This is a genomic window from Microbacterium sp. VKM Ac-2870, from assembly GCF_015350795.1.
Classification (GTDB): Bacteria; Actinomycetota; Actinomycetes; order Actinomycetales; family Microbacteriaceae; genus Microbacterium.
On record NZ_JADKSH010000001.1, the window covers coordinates 347,001 to 373,256 of the forward strand.

Annotated in this window: 20 protein-coding genes, 1 tRNA gene and 1 other RNA gene; 8 read left to right on the plus strand and 14 right to left on the minus strand. The window is 68.0% G+C overall.

Going from position 1 to position 26,256, the window contains the following annotated elements; genetic code table 11:
* Positions 1-92: 92 nt before the first annotated feature.
* The 4 genes from ITJ43_RS01715 to ITJ43_RS01730 form a co-directional block, all read right to left on the minus strand.
* Positions 93-1,316 carry a PucR family transcriptional regulator gene (locus ITJ43_RS01715; protein WP_194581524.1) on the minus strand — a complete coding sequence of 408 codons (1,224 nt, stop codon included), beginning with the start codon at positions 1,314-1,316 and terminating at the stop codon, positions 93-95.
* Positions 1,317-1,324: 8 nt separating this feature from the next.
* A complete protein-coding gene (gene aceE, locus ITJ43_RS01720; protein WP_194581525.1) occupies positions 1,325-4,054 on the minus strand; it encodes a pyruvate dehydrogenase (acetyl-transferring), homodimeric type in 2,730 nt (909 codons plus the stop codon).
* Between the two features lie 232 nt (positions 4,055-4,286).
* A tRNA-Val gene (locus ITJ43_RS01725) sits at positions 4,287-4,359 on the minus strand.
* Between the two features lie 34 nt (positions 4,360-4,393).
* Positions 4,394-5,893: an amino acid permease gene (locus ITJ43_RS01730; protein ID WP_194581526.1), complete on the minus strand. Its 1,500-nt coding sequence runs from the start codon at positions 5,891-5,893 to the stop codon at positions 4,394-4,396.
* Positions 5,894-6,028: 135 nt separating this feature from the next.
* On the opposite strand from ITJ43_RS01730, the gene ITJ43_RS01735 reads away from it, so the two are divergent.
* Positions 6,029-6,760: a zinc ribbon domain-containing protein gene (locus tag ITJ43_RS01735; RefSeq protein WP_194581527.1), complete on the plus strand. Its 732-nt coding sequence runs from the start codon at positions 6,029-6,031 to the stop codon at positions 6,758-6,760.
* A complete protein-coding gene (locus ITJ43_RS01740; protein ID WP_194581528.1) occupies positions 6,757-8,490 on the plus strand; it encodes a bifunctional 3'-5' exonuclease/DNA polymerase in 1,734 nt (577 codons plus the stop codon). Before ITJ43_RS01735 ends, ITJ43_RS01740 begins: the two co-directional genes overlap by 4 nt.
* A gap of 7 nt (positions 8,491-8,497) precedes the next feature.
* Here the strand turns inward: ITJ43_RS01740 and ITJ43_RS01745 are convergent, their stop codons facing one another.
* The gene (locus ITJ43_RS01745) at positions 8,498-10,285 is read right to left on the minus strand and encodes a DUF4012 domain-containing protein (protein ID WP_323741092.1); all 1,788 of its coding nucleotides are present in this window, start codon (positions 10,283-10,285) and stop codon (positions 8,498-8,500) included.
* On the minus strand, positions 10,278-10,949 hold the full coding sequence (locus ITJ43_RS01750) for an LPXTG cell wall anchor domain-containing protein (protein WP_194581529.1): 672 nt from the start codon (positions 10,947-10,949) through the stop codon (positions 10,278-10,280). The genes ITJ43_RS01745 and ITJ43_RS01750 overlap by 8 nt, the downstream gene beginning before the upstream one ends.
* Before the next feature lie 107 nt (positions 10,950-11,056).
* On the opposite strand from ITJ43_RS01750, the gene rnpB reads away from it, so the two are divergent.
* An RNA gene (gene rnpB / locus ITJ43_RS01755) (RNase P RNA component class A) lies at positions 11,057-11,431 on the plus strand.
* A 6-nt stretch (positions 11,432-11,437) separates the two neighbouring features.
* Here the strand turns inward: rnpB and ppgK are convergent.
* Entirely contained in the window at positions 11,438-12,199 is a 762-nt protein-coding gene (ppgK, locus tag ITJ43_RS01760) for a polyphosphate--glucose phosphotransferase (RefSeq protein ID WP_194581537.1), read from the minus strand.
* A 73-nt stretch (positions 12,200-12,272) separates the two neighbouring features.
* Between ppgK and ITJ43_RS01765 the strand changes: the two genes are divergently transcribed.
* The 3 genes from ITJ43_RS01765 (at position 12,273) to ITJ43_RS01775 (ending at position 16,891) form a co-directional block, all read left to right on the plus strand.
* Positions 12,273-12,458 carry an SPOR domain-containing protein gene (locus ITJ43_RS01765; protein WP_194581539.1) on the plus strand — a complete coding sequence of 62 codons (186 nt, stop codon included), beginning with the start codon at positions 12,273-12,275 and terminating at the stop codon, positions 12,456-12,458.
* Between the two features lie 91 nt (positions 12,459-12,549).
* Entirely contained in the window at positions 12,550-13,887 is a 1,338-nt protein-coding gene (glnA, locus tag ITJ43_RS01770) for a type I glutamate--ammonia ligase (protein ID WP_194581541.1), read from the plus strand.
* A 4-nt stretch (positions 13,888-13,891) separates the two neighbouring features.
* Entirely contained in the window at positions 13,892-16,891 is a 3,000-nt protein-coding gene (locus tag ITJ43_RS01775; RefSeq protein ID WP_194581544.1) for a bifunctional [glutamine synthetase] adenylyltransferase/[glutamine synthetase]-adenylyl-L-tyrosine phosphorylase, read from the plus strand.
* On the opposite strand, the gene ITJ43_RS01780 is transcribed toward ITJ43_RS01775, so the two are convergent.
* The 5 genes from ITJ43_RS01780 to glnA (ITJ43_RS01800) all read right to left on the minus strand — a co-directional run bounded on the left by ITJ43_RS01780 (position 16,882) and on the right by glnA (ITJ43_RS01800) (position 21,693).
* Positions 16,882-17,460 (minus strand): hypothetical protein, encoded by a 579-nt coding sequence (locus tag ITJ43_RS01780; protein WP_194581546.1) that lies wholly within the window; start codon positions 17,458-17,460, stop codon positions 16,882-16,884. The two genes, ITJ43_RS01775 and ITJ43_RS01780, sit on opposite strands and share 10 nt — an antisense overlap.
* On the minus strand, positions 17,460-17,810 hold the full coding sequence (locus ITJ43_RS01785; protein WP_194581547.1) for a hypothetical protein: 351 nt from the start codon (positions 17,808-17,810) through the stop codon (positions 17,460-17,462). The genes ITJ43_RS01780 and ITJ43_RS01785 overlap by 1 nt, the downstream gene beginning before the upstream one ends.
* Complete coding sequence (locus ITJ43_RS01790) at positions 17,807-18,973, minus strand: hypothetical protein (RefSeq protein WP_323741093.1); 1,167 nt, start codon at positions 18,971-18,973, stop codon at positions 17,807-17,809. The genes ITJ43_RS01785 and ITJ43_RS01790 overlap by 4 nt, the downstream gene beginning before the upstream one ends.
* 731 nt (positions 18,974-19,704) lie before the next feature.
* Positions 19,705-20,031, minus strand: a complete 327-nt coding sequence (locus tag ITJ43_RS01795; RefSeq protein WP_194581549.1) for a YbjQ family protein — start codon at positions 20,029-20,031, stop codon at positions 19,705-19,707.
* Positions 20,032-20,268: 237 nt separating this feature from the next.
* Positions 20,269-21,693: a type I glutamate--ammonia ligase gene (gene glnA, locus ITJ43_RS01800; RefSeq protein ID WP_194581551.1), complete on the minus strand. Its 1,425-nt coding sequence runs from the start codon at positions 21,691-21,693 to the stop codon at positions 20,269-20,271.
* Positions 21,694-21,824: 131 nt separating this feature from the next.
* On the opposite strand from glnA (ITJ43_RS01800), the gene ITJ43_RS01805 reads away from it, so the two are divergent.
* Positions 21,825-22,274 (plus strand): RDD family protein, encoded by a 450-nt coding sequence (locus ITJ43_RS01805; RefSeq protein WP_194581553.1) that lies wholly within the window; start codon positions 21,825-21,827, stop codon positions 22,272-22,274.
* Between the two features lie 2 nt (positions 22,275-22,276).
* Here the strand turns inward: ITJ43_RS01805 and ITJ43_RS01810 are convergent, their stop codons facing one another.
* A complete protein-coding gene (locus ITJ43_RS01810; RefSeq protein WP_194581556.1) occupies positions 22,277-22,987 on the minus strand; it encodes a DUF4191 family protein in 711 nt (236 codons plus the stop codon).
* A 150-nt stretch (positions 22,988-23,137) separates the two neighbouring features.
* Here ITJ43_RS01810 and ITJ43_RS01815 point away from each other — a divergent pair, with 150 nt between their 5' ends.
* Positions 23,138-24,481 carry a hypothetical protein gene (locus tag ITJ43_RS01815; RefSeq protein ID WP_194581558.1) on the plus strand — a complete coding sequence of 448 codons (1,344 nt, stop codon included), beginning with the start codon at positions 23,138-23,140 and terminating at the stop codon, positions 24,479-24,481.
* A gap of 19 nt (positions 24,482-24,500) precedes the next feature.
* Here ITJ43_RS01815 and sucB read toward each other — a convergent pair whose 3' ends face one another.
* The gene (sucB, locus tag ITJ43_RS01820; RefSeq protein ID WP_194581560.1) at positions 24,501-26,216 is read right to left on the minus strand and encodes a 2-oxoglutarate dehydrogenase, E2 component, dihydrolipoamide succinyltransferase; all 1,716 of its coding nucleotides are present in this window, start codon (positions 26,214-26,216) and stop codon (positions 24,501-24,503) included.
* Positions 26,217-26,256 lie beyond the last annotated feature (40 nt).

A 26,256-nucleotide genomic window follows, 5' to 3' on the forward strand; every position in this document is an offset into this window, starting at 1 on the left:
GGCCGCCGTGGTGGCGGGCACGTCACAACAAAAGCCGAAAGCTTTGTGTCGAGGCGACAAAGCCGAGCGAGTGGGCGCCGGCGGGTGGGCTCCTACTCGGACCGAACGGCCCGACGGGCCGCGCTTCCGCGCCGGCGTGTCGCCTCCGTGCCGATCGACCCGATGATCAGCGCGGTCTGCAGGATGAGGGCCTCACGAGGTCCGGTGGCGTCCCACCCGATCACGTCGGAGACGCGCTTCAACCGATAGCGGACGGTGTTGGGATGCACGAAGAGCTCGCGCGCTGTGGCTTCGAGGGAGCGCCCGTTGTCGAGATAGCTCCACAGCGTCGCCACGAGGTCGGCAGAATGCGCCTGCAGCGGGCGATAGATCCGCTCGACGAGCGTCGCCTTCGCCATGGCGTCACCAGCGAGCGCGCGCTCGGGCAACAGGTCGTCGGCCTCGACGGGGCGCGGGGCGTTCCGCCACGCGCCGGCGACCGCGAAGCCGGCAAGCGCGGCACGGGCGCTGAGCCCGGCATCCACAAGAGCGGGAACGGTGGGCCCGAGCACGAGGTGGCCCGCACCGAACCCGGGCTCGAGACGGCGAGCGATCTCCGGGAAGGGGAGCTCTTCGGCGACCGGCTCACGTCCCGGCAGCACAGCGCGACCGATCACCAGCACCAGGCGCGACCCCTGAACGCCGATCAGCACGTCGACGCCGAGCTTGCGGGCCAGGCGACGCAGATGGTCGACGTCGAGCTGTGGGGGAGTCGTGCCGACCAACACCGCGACTTCGCCGTGTCCGTGCCAGCCGAGGGCGGCGATGCGGCTCGGAAGCTCCTCGTCGGCTTCTCCGGTGAGGATCGAATCGACGACCAGCGCTTCCAGACGCGCATCCCACAGGCCACGCGCCTCGGCCGCCCGCGCGTACACATCGGCGGAGGCGAACGCGACTTCTCGGGAGAACAGCAGGATGCTCTCGCGGAGGTCCTCCGCGCGGCCGGCCACACGTTCCTCGGTAACGGCGACCGTGACCCGGATGAGCTGCAACGTCTGCGTCAAGCTGACACTGCGCAGCAGCTCACGGGGCGCGGCGGCGAAGATGTCCGCCGCGATCCACGGCGTCGCGCCCGGATCTTCGTACCACTGGATGAACGAAGCGATGCCCGCCTGCGCCACGAGGCCTACCGCCGAGCGGCGTGCCGGCGGCATGTCGGCGTACCACGACAGCGACTCTTCGAGACGCTGGATGGTCGCCGTGGCCAGATCCCCGGAGATCCGGCGGAGCCACGCGAGTGTCTCCGCCTTCTCCTGAGGCGTGGGGCGGGCGGGCATCGAACCGGTCAGCTCTCGCCGCCGGCGTTTCCGCTCGTTCCTGCCGTCACATCGTGCAGACGGTACTTCTCGATCGCCTGAGCCGACAGCGACCGGTCGACATGTCCTTCCTCGGACAGCGCCTGCAGCGCGCGCACGACGATGGACGGGCCGTCGATCTTGAAGAAGCGACGTGCGGCCGCGCGGGTGTCGGAGAATCCGAATCCGTCGGCGCCCAGCGTGACGTAGCGGCGGGGGACCCACTCGCGGATCTGATCCTGCACCGCGTGCATGTAGTCGCTGACGCCGAGGACGGGGCCCGCGGTGTCACGGAGCTTGTCGGTGAGGTACGCGGTGCGCGGCTCGGCGAGCGGGTTGAGGAAGTTGTGCTCGTCGGCGGCGAGTCCGTCCCGGCGCAGCTCCGTCCAGCTCGTGACCGACCAGACGTCGGCTGCCACGCCCCAGTCGTCACGCAGCAGCTGCTGCGCTTCGAGCACCCACGGCACGCCGACACCCGAAGCCAGCAGCTGCACGCGGTGACCGTCGCCGGATCCCTCCGAAATGCGGTGGATGCCTCGGATGATGCCCTCGACGTCGACGCCCTCGGGCTCCGCCGGCTGCACCAGCGGCTCGTTGTAGAGCGTGATGTAGTACATGACGTTGGGGTCGGGGTGGTTGCCGCCGTACATCCGCTCCAGGCCCGAGCGCACGATGTGCGCGATCTCGTAGCCGTAGGCGGGGTCGTACGACACCGTCGCCGGGTTGGTCGAGGCGAGCAGGTGGGAGTGGCCGTCGGCGTGCTGCAGACCTTCACCGGTCAGCGTCGTGCGTCCGGCCGTCGCGCCCATGATGAATCCGCGGGCCATCTGGTCGGCCGCCGCCCATTGGGCGTCGCCGGTGCGCTGGAAGCCGAACATCGAGTAGAAGATGTAGACCGGGATCAGCGGTTCGCCGTGCGTCGCATACGACGTTCCCGTGCCGGTGAATGCCGCCACCGCGCCCGCCTCGTTGATGCCGACGTGCATGATCTGACCCTGCGGACTCTCCTTGTAGGCCAGGAGCAGCTCGCGGTCGACCGACGTGTAGTTCTGTCCGTTGGGGTTGTAGATCTTCGCCGTCGGGAAGAACGCGTCCAAGCCGAACGTGCGCGCCTCGTCGGGGATGATCGGCACGATGCGGTTGCCGAAGTCCTTCGAGCGCAGCAGGTCCTTGAGGAGCCGGACGAACGCCATCGTGGTGGCGACCTCCTGCGTACCGGAACCCTTCTTCGGCAGCGCGTAGGCGTTGTCGTCGGGGAGCGTGATCGGCACATGGTGCGTGCGACGCTCGGGGAGGAAGCCGCCTAGGGCGCGACGCTTCTCGACCATGTACTGGATGGTCTCGTCTTCCATACCGGGGTGGAAGTACGGCGGCGCGTAGGGGTTCTCTTCGAGCTGAGCGTCGCTGACCGGAATGCGCATCGAGTCGCGGAAGTGCTTCAGGTCGTCGAGCGTCATCTTCTTCATCTGGTGGGTCGCGTTGCGGCCCTCGAAGTGATGACCGAGCCCGTAGCCCTTGATCGTCTTGGCGAGGATGACGGTGGGCTGACCCTTGTGCTCGGTCGCCGCCTTGTACGCGGCGTAGAGCTTCTGGTAATCCAGGCCTCCGCGGCGGAGCTTTCCCCAGATGTCCTCGTCGGACCAGTCGCCGACCATGGCGGCGGTGCGCTCGTCACGGCCGAAGAAGTGATCGCGGATGAACTTGCCATCCTCGGCGCGATACGTCTGGAAGTCACCGTCGGGGGTCGTGTTCATGAGGCGCACGAGCGCTCCGTCGGTGTCGAGCTGCAGCAGCTCGTCCCAGCCACGGCCCCAGACGACCTTGATGACGTTCCAGCCGGCGCCGCGGAAGTACGCCTCGAGCTCCTGGATGATCTTGCCGTTTCCACGGACCGGTCCGTCCAGACGCTGCAGGTTGCAGTTGACGACGAACGTGAGGTTGTCGAGGCCCTCGTTCGCGGCGACCTGGAGCTGGCCGCGGCTTTCAACCTCGTCCATCTCGCCGTCGCCGAGGAAGGCCCACACGCGCGAGTTGGAGAGATCCTTGACGCCACGGTTCGTCAGGTACTTGTTGGTCATCGCCTGGTAGATCGCGTTGATCGGCCCCAGGCCCATCGACACCGTCGGGAACTGCCAGTACTCCGGCATGAGGCGCGGGTGCGGGTACGAGGGGATGCCGACGGGAGCCTTGGACTTCTCCTGCCGGAAGCCGTCGAGCTGGTCTGCCGACAGGCGACCCTCCAGGAACGAGCGGGCGTAGATGCCGGGGGAGGCGTGGCCCTGGATGAAGATCTGGTCGCCGCCGCTGGGGTCATCGAGACCGTGGAAGAAGTGGTTGAAGCCGACTTCGTACAGTGACGCCGACGAGGCGTACGTGGAGATGTGGCCGCCGACGCCGATGCCGGGCCGCTGAGCGCGGTGCACGGTGAGCGCGGCGTTCCAGCGGATCCAGCGCCGGTAGCGACGCTCGAGTTCCTCGTCGCCGGGGAACTCGGGCTCATTCTCCGGGGCGATCGTGTTGATGTAGTCCGTCGTGGGCACCTGGGGAACGTTCAGCTGCAGTTCGTGCGACTTATTCAGCAGGCTGAGCATGATCTCCCGACCGCGCCCCGCCCCCTTGCTGTCGACGAGCTGCTGCAGCGATTCCTGCCACTCGTGCGTCTCTTCGGGGTCGCTGTCCTGCGGTCCCTGGGAGTACGGATCCTGATCGTTGACCGTCACGAGACACCTTTCGTCGTCTGGCAGATCGTGCCAGGGATGGGGCTTCAGATGCGCGCGGCTTTGTGCAGCGTCGACAACGCACCCTGGATCAGCCTAGTCATACTGGCGCACCCCCGGACGCGTGCGGAGCGAGGCCCCGACGTGCGGTGTCAGCCCAGCGGAATCGCCAGGGAACGGGCGGCACGCCGGCTCTGCGCCGCGCACGAGCGACGTTCGAGGGCGACGTCCTCCGTGGGCCCTGCCGGGATCGAACCGACGACATCCACGGTGTAAACGTGGCGCTCTACCAGCTGAGCTAAAGGCCCTGACCTCCTCAGTCTACGAGGAAGCGGAGGCGACTCAATCCCGACCGACGACGCGCGGATCCGCAGGGTTGATGTAGATATCGGCATCCTTTCCGAGCCGGGAGTGCCCGCGCGAGTAGGCGAAGTACACGACGAACCCGATGACGAGCCAGATGAGGAAGCGCAACCATGTCTCGACGGTGAGGTTGAGCATCAGGTACACGCAGATCGTCGCCGCCAGCAAGGGAAGCACCGGACTCCACGGCACCCTGAAGCCGCGCTTCAGATCCGGGCGGGTACGCCGGAGGACGACCACGCCGACCGACACGAGAACGAAGGCCGAGAGCGTTCCGATGTTGACCATCTCCTCGAGCACGCCGATCGGCGTGAGACCGGCGACGAGGGCGACGATGACGGTCACGATGATCGAGATCACCCAGGGCGTCCGCCGGGTCGCATGCACCTTGGCGAGCTTCTGCGGCAGCAGACCGTCGCGCGACATCGCGAAGATGATGCGCGTCGCCCCGATGAGAAGAGTGAGCACCACGGTGGTCAGACCTGCCACCGCGCCGGCGGAGATGACGGTCGCCATCCACCCTTGGCCGTGGTGGGTGAAGGCATTGGCGAGCGCGGCCGCGGGGTCCAGCTCGTCGTAGCGCACCATGCCGGTCACGACCAGCGCGACGGCGCAGTACAGAACCGTACAGATCACGAGGGACGCGATGATGCCGATCGGAAGATCGCGCTGCGGGTTCTTGGTCTCCTCAGCCGTCGTCGCGACGACATCGAAGCCGATGTAGGCGAAGAAGACGAGCGCCGCTCCGGCGAAGACGCCGCCGACACCGAAGGCCATCGGCGCCGACCCGGAGAGGAACTGCAACAGAGGCTGCATGAGTCCGGTCGCGACCTCGCGCGGCGCGGCATCCGGAACGAAGGGCGTGTAGTTGGCGGGGTTCACGAACAGGATGCCCGCGACGATCACGAACAGGACGATGAACAGCTTCACTCCGACCAAGACCAGGTTGACCCGCATCGACTCGCGGATGCCGAAGGTCATGAGTGCGCCGAGAACGATGACCAGCACGATCGCCATCACGTCGACCACGCCGCCGTATCCGATCGCGGGTGGCAGCGGAATGCCGATCTGGCCGAGCAGCACGCCGAGGTAGGCACTCCACCCCTGGGCGACCACACTCGCCCCGAGGAACATCTCCAGGATCAGATCCCACCCGATGATCCAGGCGAACAGTTCGCCGAGAGATGCGTAAGAGAAGGTGTAGGCCGATCCCGAGACGGGCACCGTCGACGCGAACTCCGCGTAGCACATCGCCGCCAGCGCACAGGCGATCGCAGCCACGATGAAACTCAGCACGACGGCGGGGCCGGCCACCTCGTGCGCAGCCCGGCCGGTGAGGGTGAAGATGCCCGCACCGATCACCACTCCCACGCCGAAGACCGTGAGATCGAGGGCCGACAGCGATTTGCGCAGTCGGAACTCCGGCTCTTCGGTGTCGGCGATCGATCGTTCGACCGACTTCGTTCGCATCACGCTCATGTGCGCCTCCTCTGCGGACTCCGCGGATCATGGTCGCTTCCCCGCGGTCAGGCTGATCATCGTAGTGCGGAGGCGGGGGACACCGGAACCTCGGTGCGCAGGTCGCGGCAGGTTGGGTCGCGGTAGGTTGGGACAGTGAAGTCCCGACCCGCTGACCAGCAGCTCCTGCTCGAGATCGCGAGCCTCGACGCCGTGATTCGCCAATCCGAACACGCCCGCCGCAACCCGGAGCAGGCTTCGCGCGTGCACGAACTGCTCGCTCAGCGCCAGTCGCAGTCGGCAGAGTTGACCACGCTTCTGGGCGCCCGCGATGACGTGAAGGCCGAGCTCACCCGGCTCGAATCCGACGTCGCGCTCGTCGATGCGCGTATCGCCCGCGACACCGAACGCCTTGCCGCCACGTCCAACGTGAAGGAGGCTCAGGGCCTCGAGCACGAGCTCGCCTCGCTGACGAAGCGCAAGAGCGACCTCGAGGATGCCGAGCTGGACCTCATGGAACGGATCGAGGCCGCGGAGTCTGCGATCGCCACGCACGAAGCCGCGATCGCGGAGACCAATGACGAGGGCACCCGACTGAGCCTTGCCGCGAAGGAGTCCGTCGCTGCGGCCGTCGCGCGCAGCGAGGCTGCATCACGCGACCGCTCGGCCATCGCGGCGCGCGTACCCACCGATCTTCTGGCGATGTACGAGCGCTTGGCTTCACGGGGTGTCGGCGCCGGCCTCCTGCGCCGACGGACGTGCGAGGGCTGCAACATGGTGCTCTCCGGCACCGACCTGCAGACCGTGCGACAGGCCGCCGACGACGATGTGCTCACCTGTCCCGAGTGCGGCGGCATCCTGGTGCGCACCGACGAATCCGGGCTGTGACCGCTTCCAGCGCGGAGGCCCCGAGCCCACCGCGCTGGCGCCTGGTCGCGAAGGTCGAGTCGCACGCGATCGTCACGACGCTGAATGCCGACCTCGAAGTCGAGCACGTGGAGAGCCGCCCCCTCGACAGCTGGTGGCACGGGGGCATCGACGGTGACGACGCACGATGGGTGTGGTCGGATACGAACCGCTGGTACCCGCGTGCACTCGGCGCCGAGGTGGCGATCTCCCGCTGCTACGACCTGCGCCTGGGTCACGCGATCCTGCGCGACAGCGCGTTGGTGCGCGACGCGACGCCCGTGCGCGCGGCCACCCAGTGGGAGACCGTCGCCGACGAGCCCGCCGTGGCCGCTGCGCCGGCTCTGTTTGAGTGGGACGCTCCCGTCGCCACGGGCATCCCTGACGATCCCGACGAGGTTCTCGCCGAATTCGTGCGGCAGAAGCAGGCCGTGCGCGCGTCGACGGACCCGGCCCGCCTGCGCTTGCTGTTGGCGGCCGAGTCGGCCGGAGCTCTGCTGGCCACAGAGATGAATGCAGCCGGCCTTCCCTGGGACCGCGCGGCGCACGAGTCCCTCCTGGAAGATCTGCTCGGCCCGCGGCCGACACCCGGAGAGCTGCCCGCCAAAGTGAGCGCGCTCGCGGCGACCGTGCGTGAGGCGCTCGGCGATGCCTCCGCGAGTCTGGACTCGCAGCCCAAGCTCCTTCGCAGTCTCCATCGCGTCGGCATCCCGGCGGAGTCGACGAACCGTTGGGAGCTGGGGGAGTATGACCACCCGGTCATCGCGCCACTGATCGCCTACAAGAAACTGACGCGACTGATGAGCGCGAACGGATGGGCGTGGCTGGACGAGTGGGCCGCCAACGGCCGCTTCCGCCCGGTGTACGTACCCGGGGGAGTCGTGACCGGACGCTGGGCGTCGTCGGGAGGCGGCGCGCTGCAGATTCCTCGTCATCTTCGCCGTGCCGTCCGTGCCGATCCGGGATGGCGGCTCGTGGTGGCCGACGTCGCCCAGCTGGAACCGCGCATCCTCGCCGCGATGGCGTCAGACGAGGCCCTCGCTGCCGCGGCGCGGGATCGCGATCTTTATGAGGGCATCGTCGCGAGCGGCGTCGTGAACAGTCGTCAAGAAGCGAAGATCGCCGTCCTGGGCGCCATGTACGGCGCAACGACGGGAGACAGCGGTCGCCTGGTGCCCGCGCTGCGTCGCGCCTACCCTCGCGCGATGGGGCTCGTGGATGCCGCGGCAGCCACAGGGGAGCAGGGCGGTGTCGTGTCCACGTGGCTCGGCAGATCGAGCCCAGGAGCATCGACGGGTTGGCGGGATGTCCAGGCCGCCGCAGCTCTGCCCGACGCGACGGAGGCCGACCGCACGAGGGCTCGCCGCAGTGCGCGCGATCGCGGACGGTTCACCCGCAACTTCGTGGTGCAGGGGACCGCGGCCGAGTGGGCTCTCGCCTGGCTCGCCGATCTGCGCCGGCGCCTGGCCTCGCTACCGCCGGTCGACGAGGCGGCATCCGCACCTCGTTCCGGCCCCGTATTCGCACGCCGCGCACACCTCGCGTTCTTCCTGCACGACGAGATCATCGTGCATACACCGGCGGCCCACGCGGATGCCGTCGCGAACCACGTGCGCCAGGCGGCGGACGCGGCCGCTCGCCTGCTCTTCGGTGACTTCGCGATCGACTTTCCGCTCGATCTGCGTATCGCCGACGACGCGGCGAAGGACTGACGGTCGCTCAGCCGCAGGACGGCAACGCGGTCGCGGTGACGGCGACGTCGTTCATCATCGGCGTATGCACGATCGTCGGTCGCACCTCGGATCCGCCCTTCACGAGGAAACGGAAGGTCACGGTCTGAGACGCCCCCGGTTCGAGAGTGACCCGCGCCAGGGAGGCGGGAAACTCGCCCCCGTCGACATCAGTGGACAAGACCGCGGTGCCGTCCACGGTGACGCCTGCGAAGAACCACCCCGAGGGGACCACCGTCGTCACATCCGTCGTGATGTCGCCGGGGCGTGCGGGGTTGGCGGCACCGATCATCGACGCGGAGAAGCTGCCCGCATTGGCGGGAGCGTCACTGCGCAACGTCACCGCGATCGACACTTCGGCAGCCCCGTCGGCGCGGCACGACGTGACCATCGGCGCGATACGTGTGTGCAGGTAGGTGTCCATCTTGCCCGTGGTCGCATCGTTGAAGTAGACACCGACAGCATCCGCACCGGCAGCGCGGAAACGCGCAAGAGTACCGCCCATCGGCCCGCCCTCCAGCACCGATTGTTCGTCGGCGTGTGCGCTCCACACGGAGATCCGCCCTTGCGCTGCCGGTGTTCCCAGCGCCTTCACCCACCGGAGCGGGTCGATCGGCGCCGACGTCAGCTGCGAGAACAGCGTGTCTGTCAGATCGGTCTGAAGGGCGGTCTGTTCCGAAGGGGTCTTGTCGAGGTACGGCAGCACGAGGATGTCGTTGACCACGTCCGCCCGATCGACGACGGTGCCGTCACTGAGCGCCAACGGACCGGTGACATCGAGCAGCGCGGCGAGCACCGAGGGGTCGACGGCCACCACGGCGTCCGGAGCGGAGTTGCCCAGCGATTGCCACCACGCCGTCGCCAGGCGCGCGCTCAGGTCGAAGTCCGGAGTCATCGTCGCGTTCATGACAAATCGACCCGGTGCATCGCCGTACAGCGAGGTCAGGTCGGTCGGCAGCGCAGCGATCGGGGTGGACAGACGCGGGAACGAGTTCGAGTCGACGTGATTGACGACCTGCAGCCGACCGCCCTCGGCGTGTACGGCGATGAACGATCCCGTGATCCCGCCTCCGGTTCGCACCTCCGCCGAGTTCTGCACCATGACCAGAAGCGTCCGATCACCGTCGGCGCCCAGCATGCCGGGAAGGACACGAGCAGCGCCGGCGGCATCGGTCAACACCGGTGAGCCGGCCGTCAACGCGGCACGGATGCGTTCTGTCGCACTCCGCAGCGGCCCGATCAGACTGTCCGTGGGGAGCAACCGCACATCGCCCTCAGCACGCGCCACGGTGTCGGCGAGATCGCCGAGGGGACCAGCCACGCCCCGGATTCGCGACAGATCGGCCGCCGAATCGCTCTCGGCGGGTCGCGTCGCCGCCGCCAGCGCGGGCTCCGCCGCGGCTGAGATGTCGCGCACGCTCGTGGCGAGGACCCGCACCGCCGCCGTGTTCGCCCCCACCGCCGGAATGGCCTCGGTGGCTCTCCAGATCGGGTCGGACGTGAGATCGGCGGCGCGAGCCGCGTGGTCATGGAGCTGCGTGGTGACGGACGACAACGCGGCGAGGTCGCCGGACGCCACCGCTGACGAGAGTTCCGGCTCCAGTCGCGCCGCCGCCTGGAGCTGGCTGGCGGCCATCCCTCCACGGATGGCCAGCCAGCCCGCGACCACGAGAACGGCGATGACGACCGCGATTGCCACGATCGCGACGCGACGCCGCCGCGCGCGTGCCGGCGCCGGTGCGACGGACAGTGCGGCGACCTCGGTTTGATTAGTCACGAACGCGACGCACGCGGCGCACGTACAGCAGAGCTCCGCCGGCGACGAGGAGCGTGGCCGCGAGCCCTGCGAGAGGCAGCACCGCAGCCAGGTTGCCGCCGGTCGCGGGCAGCGACATGCCGGCCGCGGCGATCGCTGCGGACGTGGCAACCCCTGCCGGGTCCGTCAGGCACGCAGCCGTCGACGGCGGGTACGACAACGCGACACGCAACGACGGGTTCACCTCGACCACTGCGGAGATGTCGCCGCGGGTCCAGGCGAAGTTGCCGCTCGACGCGACCCACTGACCGTTCTCGAACGCCCAGCCTGGCCACCCGTTGCCGACACCGTTGGCGTCCACCGACGCGCCCGGCCACAGCACGCGGCCCGAGAGTGTGCCGTTGACGATCTCGCCGAGCGGAATCGTCGTCGACTGCGCACCGTCGCTCAGGATGAGCTTGGCCTCGTGGCTCGTGGTCGTGTTGTCCGGGTCGGTCAGGACGACCGAGTAGTCGATCCACGGCACATTGGCGTCGCACTCCGGTGCGACCATGGAACCGCTCAACGACGGTGCGGACGGCGTGTCGGAGCCGTAGTTGCCCGGCGGCTCCGCAGCGGCCGCAGCCGTCGCACCCCCCGACAGCAAAACGACAGCAAGAACAGCGGACAGCGCATAGCTACGCATGATGATTGCCTCCCCCAGGCGATGCGAGCCCAACCCCCCAGCCGGGCCTCGTGCCCACACCGTATCACGTCGACACGGACGGCAGCGACTAGACTGGCGAGAGCGAATGGGTCGGCTGGACGGTCGCGTGGCGGGGTATCCCGCACCGAGGAACGTCCGGGCTCCACAGGGCAGGGCGGTGGGTAACACCCACCCGGAGCAATCCGCGAGACAGTGCCACAGAGAGCAGACCGCCCCGGACTCCGCTCGTCGGAGCGTCGGGGTAAGGGTGAAAGGGTGGTGTAAGAGACCACCGGGGTCGTGGTGACACGACCCGCACGGTAAACCTCGCCCGGAGCAAGGCCAGACAGGGGATGCCGACGCGGCTCGCTGAGTCCCCGGGTAGGCCGCTGGAGCGGCACGGCAACGTGTCGCCGAGAGAGATGACCGTCCACGGAGCGCAAGCTCCCGGACAGAACCCGGCGTACAGGCCGGCCCATTCGCCCTTCTTACGACACGGCCAGCGCCGCAGCGCCGATGATCCCCGCGTTGTTGCGGTGCGTCGCCGGGACGATCGGCGTCGTGAGCTTCAGCATCGGCAGGAACTCATCGGCGTGCTTGGAGACGCCTCCGCCGACGATGAACAGATCGGGGCTGAGGAGGAACTCGAGGTAGCTGTAGTACCACTGCAGGCGCTGGGCCCACTTCTTCCACGTGAGTTCGTCGCGCTCCATCGCGGAGTAGGCGGCCCACGCCTCGGCATCCTTCCCGTGGTGTGCGCGCTGCAGGTGACCGAGCTCGGCGTTCGGAATGAGCGTGCCGTTGTAGAGCAGCGCCGTGCCGATTCCCGTGCCGAGGGTGGTCAGCATCACGAGGCCGGGCACGTTGCGCGCGGCGCCGTAGCGGACCTCGGCGATCCCCGCGACGTCGGCGTCGTTCGCGAAGTGGATCTCGCGTCCCAACCCGTCTTCGAAGAACTTCTCCGCCTCGAATCCGACCCACGTCTCCGCGACGTTGGCCGCCGAGAGTGTCTTGCCGTTCTTCACGATCGCGGGAAACGCGACCCCCAGCGGGATGTCCGCGTCGGTCACGCCGAGCGTGTCGAGAACGCTCTGCACGGCGGCGAGTACATCGTCGGGCTCGGCTCCCGCGGGAGTCGCCACCTTCACGCGATCACTCAGCAACTCGCCCTTTTCGAGATCGACGAGAGCGCCTTTGATGCCGGTGCCGCCGATGTCCACTCCGACCGCACGGGTCGTCTTCGTCGTCATGGCGTCCAGCCTATCCAGGTCGTCGGTCTCGATCGTTAGGATCGAGCCAGAGCTCCCACTGGAAGGACGTGCCATGACATCAGGCGACGAGAAGTACTGGTACAACTTGACCACCGGTGCCGTCGAGCGAGGCTTCGAGTCGCCCGCGATCGACCGTGCGGGCCCCTTCGACACCGCAGAAGAAGCGGCGAAGGCGCCTCAGCTGCTCGCGGAGCGATCGCGGGCCTGGGCCGAAGACGACGCGCGCGAGAACGACTGACGCACGTCCGGCGGCGCGTCGATCACCGACGCGGACCGATAGTCTGGCCTTCGGCCCGGCTTCCCTTCGAAGCGGCATGTGAGAGGACGCGATGGACAAGCAGCGGGACTTCGTACTGCGCACGATCGAAGAGCGGGGCGTGAAGTTCGTCCGCCTCTGGTTCACCGACGTGATCGGCACCCTGAAGTCGGTCGCGATCGCCCCCGCCGAGGTGGAGGGCGCGTTCACCGAAGGCCTCGGCTTCGACGGCTCGGCGATCGAAGGTCTGACCCGGTCGTACGAGTCGGATCTGCTCGCTCACCCCGACCCCACCACGTTCCAGATCTTGCCGTGGCGAGGCGAGATCGACCCGACGGCGCGCATGTTCTGCGACATCACCACGCCCGACGGGCAGCCCGCGGTCGCCGACCCGCGCCACGTGCTCAAGCGCACCCTCGCCAAGGCGGCGGATGCCGGGTTCACGTTCTACACGCACCCGGAGATCGAGTTCTACCTGCTGAAGTCGTCGTCGTTCGGCGCCGACGGCCCCGAACCCGTCGACTCCGCCGGCTACTTCGACAACGTTCCCGGAGGCACGGCGCACGACTTCCGTCGCCGGAGCGTCCGCATGCTGGAAGACCTCGGCATCTCGGTGGAGTACAGCCACCACGAGGGCGGCCCGGGCCAGAACGAGATCGACCTGCGTTACGCGGATGCTCTGGCCACCGCCGACAACATCATGACCTTCCGCACGGTGGTCAAGGAGGTGGCGATCGAGCAGGGCGTCTACGCGACGTTCATGCCGAAACCCCTCTCCGGCAAGCCGGGCAGCGGCATGCACACGCACATGTCGCTGTTCGAGGGCGATCAGAACGCGTTCTATGAAGAGGGCGCGCAGTATCAACTCTCCAAGACGGGCCGTCAGTTCATCGCGGGCCTGCTCACGCACGCGAACGAGATCGCCGCGGTGACGAACCAGTTCGTCAACTCCTACAAGCGCCTGTGGGGCGGCGACGAGGCCCCGAGCTTCATCTGCTGGGGCCACAACAACCGCTCCGCGCTGGTGCGTGTGCCGATGTACAAGCCCAACAAGGGCCAGTCCACCCGCGTGGAATACCGCGCGCTCGACTCTGCCGCGAACCCCTACCTGTCCTTCGCGCTCATGCTCGCGGCGGGCCTGAAGGGTATCGAGGAGGGGTACGAGCTGCCTCCCGAGGCCGAAGACAATGTGTGGTCGCTGACCGACGCCGAACGCCGCGCCCTCGGATACGCGCAGCTGCCCGCCAGCCTCGACCACGCGCTCGAGTACATGGAGGAGTCCGAGCTCGTCGCCGAAACGCTCGGCGAACAGGTCTTCAACTACGTGCTGCTGAACAAGCGCCGCGAGTGGCAGGAATACCGCGCGCAGGTGACGCCGTTCGAGCTGAAGAGCAACCTGGAGATGCTCTGATCCCATGACGTCGAGCGAGCGCACGTCGGTGCTGACCCAGCTCGCGCGTGACGGGTTCGGTGAGCTCGGCGACGCCGACGCGCTCCTGACGGAACTCTCATCCGCGGTCGGCATGACGCGCGAGGACATTCTTCGCGGGGCCTCTCACGCCGCCGACCCCGACAGTGCGCTGACCGCCCTCGCGCGTATCGCGCGGCGAAACGCGGATGCCGTAGCGAACGCCGTGCAGCGGGTGGGTCCGCAACTGTGGCGACTGCTGGGCGCCTCGACGGGCTTCGCCGACTTCTACCTACGGCATCCGGAGGAGCTCGCCCACCTCGATGGCCCCGACGTGGCGCCGCCGACGGCGGAGGAGCTGCGAAGTGAACTCACCGATGCGGTGGGGGCGGACGCGGAGGGCTTCGCGCAGAGCGGTGACGAAAGCGCCTGGGTGGCACTGCGCGTGCGCTATCGCCGCATGCTGGCCCGCATCGCCGTCTACGACCTGGGCTCGACCGACCCGGTCGCCGCCCTCGCGACCGTGGCGGCGAGCCTCGCCGACGCTGCGGGGGCGGCGTTGGAAGCGTCGCTCTGCGTCGCGCGCACTCGCGTCGCCGGCGGCGCGCCCGGTTCAGGCCTGTTTCCGCGCGCACAGGTCGCGGCGACCCGGCTCGCGATCATCGGAATGGGAAAGACCGGTGCGCGAGAGCTCAACTACGTGAGCGATGTCGACGTGATCTTCGTCGGCGGCGGTGGCGATGAGCTGATCGATGAGGTGGGGGAGAGCCGCGTCATAGACATCGCCACACGCCTCGCGGTGCAGACGATGCGCGGCATCTCCGGCATGGAGATCGAACCGCCGCTCTGGGAGGTCGACGCCAACCTGCGCCCGGAGGGCAAGCAGGGCGCGTTGGTGCGTACCCTCGACTCCCATCTGTCCTATTACGAGCGGTGGGCGAAGAGCTGGGAGTTCCAAGCGCTGTTGAAGGCGCGACCGCTGGCCGGCGATCGGATGCTCGGAGAGGCATACGTCGCCGCCGTTCAGCCGAAGATCTGGACCAGTGCCGCGCGAGAGAACTTCGTCGACAGTGTGCAGCGCATGCGCGAGCGTGTCACCGATCACATCCCTGCCGCGGAGGTGCCGTACCAACTGAAGTTGGGCCCCGGCGGCATCCGCGATATCGAATTCACGGTGCAGCTCCTGCAGCTGGTGCACGGGCTCACCGACGACACCATTCGCCAGCGGGGAACCCTCGACGCGCTCGAGGCGCTCGTCAGCGCGGGATACATCGGCCGCGACGATGCCGCGACGTTCTCGCACGACTACCGCGTACTCCGGGTGCTCGAGCATCGCGCGCAGCTGCGCGATCTCCGCCGCACACACCTCATGCCACAACAGCCAGATGGGCTCCGTGTGCTCGCGCGCGCCTCGCGGCTGGCCGAGTCGGGACCCGCCGTGTGGGCGCTCTGGGAAGCGATCAAGCGCGAGGTCCGCGAGATCCATGTGCGCCTCTTCTACCGCCCGCTGCTGTCCGCCGTCGCGGCGCTGAGCACCGATGAGCATCAGCTGTCGGCCGGCCAGGCCCACGACCGGCTGGCCGCCATCGGCTTCCGCGATCCGGCCGGCGCCCTGCGCCACATCGGCGCGATCACCGGCGGACTCAGCCGCAAGGCGACGATTCAGCGGCATCTCATGCCCGTGATGATCCGCTGGTTCGCCGACGGCGTCGATCCGGACTACGGTCTCCTGTCCTTCCGACGCATCAGCGAGCGCCTCGGCGACACTCCGTGGTTCCTGCGGGTGCTGCGTGACTCGTCGGGCGCCGCCGAACGATTGACCCGCGTGCTGTCGGGGTCGCGCTACATCGGCGAGTTGATGGAGTGGATTCCCGAGTCCGTTGCCTGGCTCGACGCGGAGGACCAACTCCGTCCGCGTCCGGGTGTCGCGCTTCAGGAAGAGGCGCGCGCCATCCAGGCCCGCCACGACACCGTCGCCGACGCGATGCGCGCGGTGCGCGCGTTGCGTCGACGCGAGTTGTTGCGCCTCGCCTTCGGCGCGGTACTCGGGACGCTCACCATCGACGAATTGGCCAGTGGCCTGACGACCGTCAGCGAAGTCACCATCCAGGCGACGTTGCGCGCCGTCCGTCGCGATGTCGTCACAGAGGACGACGAGTCGCTCGACTTCTCGGTGATCGCCATGGGCCGATTCGGGGGCGGAGAGCTGGGCTTCGGCTCGGATGCCGACGTGCTCTACGTCTACGATCCCAACGGCGTCGACCCTCAACGCGCGCATGAGCTGGCACTGCGCATCGTCGCCGGCATCCGCACGTACTCGGAAGACCACCGCGTGCCTTTCGATCTCGACGCCGATCTGCGCCCAGAAGGCCGCAACGGCCCGCTCGTACGCTCCCTCGACTCCTACACGGAGTACTACCGACGTTGGTCGCTGTCGTGGGAAGCGCAGGCGCTGTTGCGCGCTCGGGGTGTCGCCGGGAGCGTGAAGCTCATCGCCGGATTCATGTCGCTCGCCGACGAGGTTCGCTATCCGGCGCATCCGGCGCCGCAAGACCTGCGCGAGATCAAGCGGATCAAAGCGCGGGTAGAGAACGAGCGTCTCCCGCAGGGCGCAGACCGCTCGCGTCACCTCAAGCTCGGCCCGGGCGGCTTGAGCGATGTCGAATGGCTCGTGCAAGTGCTCCAGCACGAGTATGCACACGACGTTCCGGCGTTGCGCACCACCTCGACGCTCCATGCTCTCGACGCAGCCCGCGAATCCGGTCTCGTGCCGGATGTCGCGGCCCAGCGCCTGCACGATGCGTGGCGCCTCGCGAGTCGTCTCCGCTCGGCCAATACGCTGCTGTCGGGCCAGACGAGTGATGTCCTGCCCACCGACCGCACCAAGCTGGACGGCATCGGCCGTCTCCTCGAGTATCCGCCGCGCTCGGCGACCCTTGTCGAGGAGGAGTGGCTCCGCACCGCGCGCCGCGCACGACGCGATTTCGAGAAGCTGTTCTACGGCTGAGTCATCGCGGCGGCGACGCCCCGAACCCACGAGTCTCGCCGCTCCCACCGCGCCCACGATCCTGTCAGTGCGGCAGCTCCGGAACCGATGACCACCCACGTGGCAGCCGAGCCGACGGCGCCCGTGACGAACAGACCGAACAGGAGCGCCACAACCGTGGCCAGAACGACACCCACGATCGTGACGAGGAGAAGCCCGGCTGTGTGCCAGGGGCGTCGTCTCATCGCGTCCCACGCCCGCACGGGCCCCGCGGCCGCGATGATCGGACAAGTAACGGCGGCTACGAGCGGAACGGCGACCGGCGCCACGAGCATCGTTGCCGCGATCGCGAGAGCGGATGCCACGACCAGCGCCGACGGACGCCATGATGTGTCGGCCCGTGCGAGCATCCAAAGGCCCACCGCGGCTAAGACGAGCGACACGCCGGATACGAGAGCGAGACCGAACGCAGCGGCATCCAGGGGCAACGGGGGAGCGGCGGCGACGAGCGCCGCCTGAATCGCCGCGTTGACAACGACGATGAGCGTCGCGAGAAGCCTCCGTCGAGAAGCCGAGCGGGTACCGGCCATCAGCGGGCCGCCTGGTCGAGCACGTCCGAGAGCCTGCCACGGAAGAGCGTCTTGCCGTCGATCACGACCTCGAGTTCCGCCCCGGCGATGGTGCTGGAGGTGACGGCGATGTTCCGTCCGTCGATCGTGGTTCCCGTGCAGGTGACGGCGGGCCCGGCATCCACCGAGACGCACACCGGAGCGCTCAACACATCGATGCCCTTCTCCTGCAGAACATCGATCGCGCCGAAGCGCACCTCGGCGAGACCGTTGCCGCCGACGGGCGCCAGCGCGGCGAACTGCGAGCAGCCGGTGAGAAGTCCGGCCGCCAAGATCAGGACACCTGCGCGCGCCACGCGACCGGACCTCATGCCAGCGCCGCCTCGTGAGCGAGAATTCGGGTCCGCGCCGCGAGATGCTGGGCTTCGAGCGCCGCGTCACTGATCGCCGAGAGATCGAACGGAACCGGAAGCAGCAGTTCGGTGTTGCGATCGAGCGGCGAGCCGCGACGCATGAGCGGCGTCTCCGCCCAGTCGTTCGAGGCGAGTTCGCGGCTACGCGACGCGAGCGCGAGATAGTCGCCACCGCTGCCGGGCGTCGGATCCGCCGCGTGATCGACGACGGTGGTGAACAGCGAGAGCGTGCCGTCACGGTTGTCTACCACCTCGACCGTCTGCTGCTGCTGGGGGAAATCGATGCACGACGCGGTCGTGATCTCCCAGAAGCCGCCACCGGACGGGGCGCGGTGCGCGAGGATCTGATTCAAATGTGTGTGTCCGTTGAGCCACGCGACGACCACCGGATACCGCGTCAACATCGCGACGAACTCCTCCGCGCCGATCAGTTTCTCGTCCTGACCGGGGCGCTGAGCCCGATTTTCGAGCGTGTCGCTGTTGTGATGGCTGAGGATGATCGCCAGCCGGTTCTCGCTCGTAGCGAGCACGAGTTCCTTCTCGAGCCAGTCGAACTGGTTCTGCGGCACGGCGCCATCGGGCCCTGCGACCTGATTGCACGTGTCGAGTCCGAAGACGCGCACCGACGGCGAGAAATCGGCCTTCCACCAGGTTTCACCCGAACGGAGGTTGTGCTCTGTGAAGCCGTGGCCGACGGGCCCCGGGCGGTCCGCCGTGCGAAAGTGCTCCCGCATGAAGTCCTGCTGGCTGAACAACGCACGTTCCGGGTCCGCCGGCACTGCTTTGACGCCCGGGCGCAGGCCGAGCTGGAGCCCCCACGCGTCGAGTGTCTGCGCGACGACACTCGTTTGCGAGGCGTAGCCGCCGAGCGCCAGACTGGCCGTCGCCTCGAGGGTGTAGGACTTGCGTCCGCCCACAGCGAGAGCGCGTAACGGCGCGTCGAGGTCGAAGGTGCCGAGCAGAAGCGTCTCGTGGTTCCCGTAGACGGTGTACCACGGTGCGGGAAGGCCCACGGAAGGGACAGGACGGGCGATCGCTTCATCGAGCAAAGTGGGCAGAGTCGGGAAGCCGTAGGCGCCGAAGGCTCCACCCGAGGGAGCGCTCGGACGATACGCCCACACCGCCTCTGCCCACGCCTGGACGCCTTGGAAGGTATCGCTGGTGCGGGATCGACCGGGAGTCCGTCGAGCAGGTCGATGTACCAGCGCAATTCGCGGTGCGAGTGCATGTCGGCGCTGTCCCCCGTGACGACCGCGGCATCCATCGGGGCGCCGGTGACGGGGCTGTAACGCAGGTCGGAGATCGACGTCGTCATCGCCGCGATCACGTGCGGGCTCAGCGGGTCTTGCGGGTGGAAGGCGGAGCCCCACGCGGCGTGATCCTGCACGATCATGGGTTCGATGCGCCCGGGGGACATGCGCGTCGATGACGTGCATGTCGGAGAGGTGGGCGAGATACAGGAGAGACCGGCGCGATGCGGCACGGCCGGCTGCAGCTGCCCGCCCCAGCACATCGAAGCGCGGGATGTGGGGTTCACCGGGGCCCGCGACGAGGGAACGATAGGACCCCTGTTGCACCGCCCCCTGAAGGATCGTCTGCGTCAGGGTGCTCGGCGCGTCCGCCGCGAGACCAGCAGGCGGCGGCGTGGTGAGCGCGAGAGCCAGCTGGTCGCGCGGAACGGCGCCCGCGGCGGCGAGGCCGCCGACGACGACGAGGAACTGACGGCGGGAAAGCGCGCCCACACGCACCTCCGGGTTGGTGCACCAAGCGATCGGGTCGGCTCAATCTATCGGGTCGGCTTCCCGCCTGCCAGCCGCAACATTCCGCCGCGCGCTCCGCGCGCGACTCACGCCTATGCGGGCTCGATCGGCTCGACGACGACGGCCGTACCGTAGGCGCAGAACTCGGTGAAACTGCCGATGGATCCGGAGTCGAAGCGCATGGCCACGACAGCGTTGCCACCGCGCTGCTGCGCTTCCGCCCACATGCGCTGCATGACCTCGAACCGGGATTCGTAGATGACCTTGGTGTACTCGGGCATCTCGCCACCGGCGAGCGATCGGAAGCCGGCGGTGAAGTTCTGACCGAAGTTCGCCGAGCGCACCGTCAATCCCATCACCTCGCCGAGGACCTTCGTGATCCGGTACCCCGGGACATCGTTGGTGGTGACAGCGAACATGAAGACCCTCGTCTCTCGTGGCATGACCCGTGTCGCGGTGACAGCGTGCCGCCACGATCCTATGGAGCGCGCGGCATCCACCGCGATGGGAACTCGGTATGAAAGGCAAGTGCTGCGGGGGATCGTCACGCCCGGCCGCGCGATGGGACCGACGGATCTTCACCGCGACGGGCGCAGAACCTGCGCGAACGACAAAGCCCCCCGGCTCCGTGGAACCGAGGGGCTTGAGGTCGAACGTCAGACGCCGAAGTACAACTCGTACTCGAACGGGTGGGGACGCGCGGCGAGCGGCTTGATCTCGTTCTCGATCTTGTACTCGATCCAGGTCTCGATCAGCTCGGGCGTGAAGACCCCACCGGCCAGCAGGAACTCGTGGTCGGCGCGGAGCGCCTCGAGCGAGTCGAGCAGCGAGTTCGGAACCTGCGGGATGTTCTTGGCCTCCTCGGGCGGCAGCTCGTAGAGGTCCTTGTCGACGGGCTCATGCGGCTCGATACGGTTCTTGATGCCGTCCAGGCCCGCCATCATCTGCGCCGCGAAAGCGAGGTAGGGGTTACCCGAAGCATCCGGAGCACGGAACTCGATGCGCTTCGCCTTGGGGTTGCTGCCCGTGATCGGGATGCGGATCGCAGCCGAGCGGTTGCCGGCCGAGTAGACCAGGTTGACGGGGGCTTCGTAGCCCTTCACGAGACGCTTGTACGAGTTGAGCGTCGGGTTGGTGAAGGCGAGCACAGCCGGGGCGTGCGCCAGCAGACCGCCGATGTACCAACGGGCGATGTCCGACAGCCCGCCATAACCCTTCTCGTCATAGAAGAGGGGCTTGCCCTCGAGCCACAGCGACTGGTGGGTGTGCATTCCCGAACCGTTATCGCCGAAGAGCGGCTTGGGCATGAAGGTCGCGACCTTGCCCCACTGTTCGGCGACGTTCTTGACGATGTACTTGAACTTCAGGATGTCATCGGCCGAGTGCACCATGGTGTCGAAGCGGTAGTTGATCTCCTGCTGACCGCCGGTACCCACCTCGTGGTGCGCACGCTCGAGGATCAGGCCGGACTCGATGAGGTGCAGGCTGATGTCGTCGCGGAGGTCTGCCGTCTTGTCGACGGGGGAGACCGGGAAGTAGCCGCCCTTGTAGGCGGTCTTGTTGGCGAGGTTACCGCCCTCTTCGACGCGACCCGTGTTCCACGCGCCCTCTTCGGAGTCAACGCTGTAGAAGCTGGCGTTCTGCTTCACTTCGTAGCGGACGTCGTCGAAGATGTAGAACTCCGCCTCCGGGGCGAAGAAGGCGGTGTCGGCGATGCCGGTGGAGGCCAGGTACTTCTCGGCCTTCTTGGCGACCTGACGCGGGTCCTTGCTGTAGATCTCACCGTTACGCGGGTTGTAGATGTCGAAGATCATGATGAGTGTCTTCGCCTCGCGGAACGGGTCGAGGTAGGCGGTCGAGACATCGGGGATGAGCTGCATGTCCGACTCGTGGATGTTGGCGAACCCACGGATCGACGAGCCATCGAAGAGCTGACCGACCGTGAAGAACTCCTCGTCGACAGTCGAGGCAGGAATGTTGAAGTGCTGCTGCACACCAGGCAGATCCGTGAAACGGATGTCGAGGAACTTGACGTCCTCGTCCTTGATGAACTTCAGAACCTCGGATGAATCTTTGAACATGGAGTCTCCAAGATCGGGTGTGGAACAGGCCTGAACGGGATCAGGCTCACCTCGACGCTATCGAGAGCCGGTTGCCCGGCAGTATCCCCTGTGTTTCGGGGATGTTACGACGGCGCGGATAAGCTGAGCCGGTGACGGCGGGTACGACTGACAATACGGGAAACATCGACAGCGGCTATCCCGGGCAGCGCCTTGGACTGCCTGCGGCGGGCGTCGGCAGCATTGCGCGCGTGGGGCGACGCTTCGGAGCACTGGCGATCGATCTCGCGACCGCGACCATCATCGCCTACGCGTTCTTCCCGATGATCGACGACGTCACCGGGTTCCGCAACGCCAACCCGCTGGCATCGAACATCATCTTCCTCGCCGTGCAGGTGATCTTCATACCCACGGTCGGAGGGAGCCCGGGGCACCGGCTGCTCGGCATGCGCCTCGTCCGTCTGGATGGCGGCTGGACCGGGCTGTGGCGCCCGACCGTGCGCACCCTGCTGCTCGCGCTGATCATTCCGGCCGTCGTGTGGGACGCCGACCAGCGCGGACTGCACGACAAGCTCGCCGGAACGGTATTGATCCGCGCCTGACGTCAGCGCGGGCGCTGCGCCCGGGCACGCATCGGGTCGATCCCCTTCGGGATCGGCAGCGAGGTCACCGACTGCGACACCGAATCGACGCGCTTGACGACGGCGGCCATCGTCGCACGGTCGACCTTCTTCGGGAACGACTTCACCGTGGCGGAGAGCTTCGAGATGGGAACATCGCCTTCGCCGTGTCCGATGTAGACGACGTTGATCGGCACACCCGAGGCGACGCGCTGCACCTTCATCTTCTCGTCGTTGACAAGGCGCGTGAGGCGACCGCGTGCACCCTCGGCGACGATGACGACGCCGCCGCGACCGATGACGCGGTACACGGCGTCCTGCGACTTAGGGTTCACACCGACGGGCATGTCTGACGCTACCCAGTTGCGGCCGAGCGACGTCGACAGCACGTGGCCGGCAGCTCCGGGCATCCCATCGAGCTTGAGGTACATGGCTCGCGTGGACAGGCGCGTCAGCAGGATCATCGCGCCGAGAAGGCCGAACAGAAGACCGGTGACACCCCAGAGGATCACGCTCCACACCGCCGTCGGCGGGATCAGGAAGCCGACGAGTACGCCGATGCCGATACCCACGACCACCACCGCGACCAGCACCCACGGCAACCAAGAGAACTCGGCCTTCGTGAAGGAGTACAAGGAACGGAGCTGGGAGAAGAAGCCGGGGCCCTTCTCGGTTGCGGTACTGCGGGATGCCATGGCACACAGCCTACCGTCGCGCGGCGCACCTCACGCGCGACAGGGCTACCGTCGCTGCCCGGTTCCTCCCCACGACGACGACCCCGACATTTGTACCCAGATCGGTGGATTCAGCCCCGGAGATGAGGCGTGCGCGGTGAGACTCACCCCATGACGGCTTCCCGTTCTTTGCTCGCGGCACCACCGCTCCTGCGCCAGCTTCGGGCAGACGAAGCGCCCTACCCGGGTGCTCTGCGCGCCGGCGATCCGCCGGCGGTGTGGGTGCCGATCGAGGAACTCCCGCCCGTGATCTGGTCGGCTCACCCCGACGAGCACGTACTCGTCCCGTGCGACATCGCGCGCACCCCGTCCGGCCACGATGCGCTCCTCCCGCACTGCCCGGAGCGGCTCGTCACCGCGCTCGATCACGAGAGCCTCCCGCCGGGAGCCACGGTGACGGTGGCCATCAGCATCCTTCGCGGTGCGTCCGAAGCCCGACGCTGCGGCATCACTCTCGGAGATTGGTGGCTGGATGCTGCGGGGCGCCCCGTGCTCGCCGCGGCTCCGCCGGCCACCGGCGGAGCGGATTGGGTGGGCGAAGCCGCGCGTGTGCTGACCTACCTCGCCGACGGAGCTGGGCCCACGATGGGGCCGATGCTGGTGGAGTTGCGCGACCTTCTCGCGAACGCCGAGCCCTCACCGCGTCGAGTGGGTCGCCTCGAAGAGGCGCTCTTCAGCGCCGCCGAGCCTGAGCCGTTGTTCGCCGCGAGGACTTCTCTCCCACCCCGTGAACGCACACCCGAGCCGCGGCGCGCAGCGAGCCTCCGCCGCGAGGTCGGCGAGCTCGTCTCAGAGCCGATGGAACCGACGTGGGCGACGCCGTTCGTCGATCGGGAGATCGTCGCGCGCGGCCACGAGGCGTTCGGCGTGGTCGCGGCGTCGGTCCAAGGGTTCGCGGATGCCGTACGCAGCATCGCGCGCAGACGCTCCACAGATCGCGGTCGGCAGGCCGGAACACCGCGCGCGCGAAGGCCTTCTCGACCGCCGCGGTCACGGCCGGATCGGCGACGCCGCGCGCCCGTGCTCGTCGCCGTGGCCGTAGCGGCCGCCATCCTCGTCATCGGTCTCGCGTGGCCGGACGACGACTCCGCCGTCAATCGGGCGACCGCTGTCTCCCAGGCCTCGAGTACGCCGACATCACGGGTTGATGACGCGGCCGCCCTGGCCGCCCCCGCAGCCGCCGAGTCCGTCGAGGCACTTCTGACACGCCTATCGACGTGCCCAGGGACGCCGGAGGGGTGTGCCGACGTTCTCGAAGATTCGTCGATGCCACCACCGACAGGCGCCGTGGCCGCGCCCGCGGGCACCCGGCGTGTCGAGCTGGTCGACGAGTACGGCGGTGTCTCGGTGTATCGCGTCACGGCGAGCGGTCAGACGACGCAGATCCTCGTCCTCGTCAGCACGAACGGAAAACGGCTGATCCGCGACGTGTATGACGTCGCGGATCAGCCTTGAGCTCTCCGGAGGAGGGCGATCAGATGCCGAGGCTGCCCTCGAAGTTCGCCTCCTCGAGACGCGTCTTCACTGCACCGAGGAAGCGGGCGGCGTCGGCGCCGTCGACGATGCGGTGATCGTACGACAGCGCGAGGTAGACGTACGACCGCACGGCGATCGCCTCCACTCCGTCCACCTTCACGATGCCGGGCTCCTTGACGACCGCACCGGTGCCGAGAATCGCCGACTGCGGCAGGAAGACGACGGGAGTGTCGAACAGCGCACCGCGTGAACCCGTGTTCGTCACTGTGAACGTGCCGCCGGCCAGCTCATCGGGCTTGAGCTTGTTGTCACGCGTACGTGCGGCCAGGTCGGCGATCTCCGACGAAATACCCGCGAGCGTCTTGCTCCCCGCGTCACGCAGGACAGGCGTGAGCAGGCCACGCTCCGTGTCGACCGCGATCGAGATGTTCTCGGTCGGCGGGTAGACGATGTCGGTCCCGTCGACGGTCGCGTTGATGACCGGGAACGCCTGTAGCGCCTCGGCTGCAGCGAGCACGAAGAACGGCAGGAACGAGAGCTTTCCGCCGGTCTTGGCGACGAAGTCCTTCTGCACGGCGGTCCGGTATGCAGCGACCCTGGTCACATCCACCTTGACCACGGTGGTCAGCTGAGCCGTCTGCTGCATCGATGCCACGGCACGCTCGGCGAGCACCTTGCGCAGTCGCGACATCGGCTGCGTGGTGCCGCGAAGCGCCGAAACTTCGAGCGGCGCGGGGGCCGCAGCAGCAGGGGCCGCTGCGGCGACGGGAGCGCTCTTCGCCGCCTCGGCGGCCGAAAGCACGTCCTCCTTGCGGATGCGACCGCCGACGCCGGTGCCCTTCACGGATGCCAGGTCGACGCCCTGCTGCTGAGCGAGGCGACGGACGAGCGGAGTGACATACGTAGCTACGTCGTCGTCGCTCGCTGGCGCAGCCGGAGCGGCAGGTGCAGAAGCCGGAGCAGCAGATGCAGCAGCCGGAGCAGCAGGTGCAGCAGCCGGAGCGGCAGGCGCAGGGGTCGCCGCCTGCGGAGCGGGAGCAGCCGGCGCTGCCTGCGCGGGAGCGGGTGCAGCGGGCGCCGCGGCCGGAGCGGCAGCGCCGGAACCGATGCGCGCGAGGGTGGCGCCGACGGCGACGGTCTCATCCTCGGCGACCAGGATCTCCTGCAGCGTGCCTGCGACAGGGGAGGGGATCTCGGTGTCGACCTTGTCGGTCGAGATCTCCAGAAGCGGCTCATCGACAGCGACATCATCGCCGATCTGCTTCAGCCAGCGGGTGACGGTTCCCTCGGTGACGCTCTCACCGAGTTCGGGCAGCACGACGTCCTTGGCATCGGAAGACGCGGCGGGGGACGCGGCAACCGCGGGCGCCTCAGCCTCCGGCGCGGCGGCGGGCTCAGCCGGTGCGGGCTCAGCCGGAGCAGGCTCGGCCGAGGGCTGCTCAGCGGCCGGCGCGTCCTCTGCGGTCGGAGCGCCCGAGCCGTCACCGATCTTCGCCAGAACGGCGCCGACCTCGACGGTCTCGTCTTCGGCGACCAGGATCTCTTCGATCACGCCGCTGACAGGGGAAGGGATCTCGGTGTCGACCTTGTCGGTCGAGATCTCCAGAAGCCCCTCATCGGCCTGGATCGTGTCACCGACCTTCTTGAGCCAACGGGTGACCGTTCCCTCAGTGACGCTCTCTCCGAGCGCGGGGAGGACCACGGATGTGCTCATGACTGTGTCTCCTTCAGAAGTTCGATGTCCGACGTCTAGC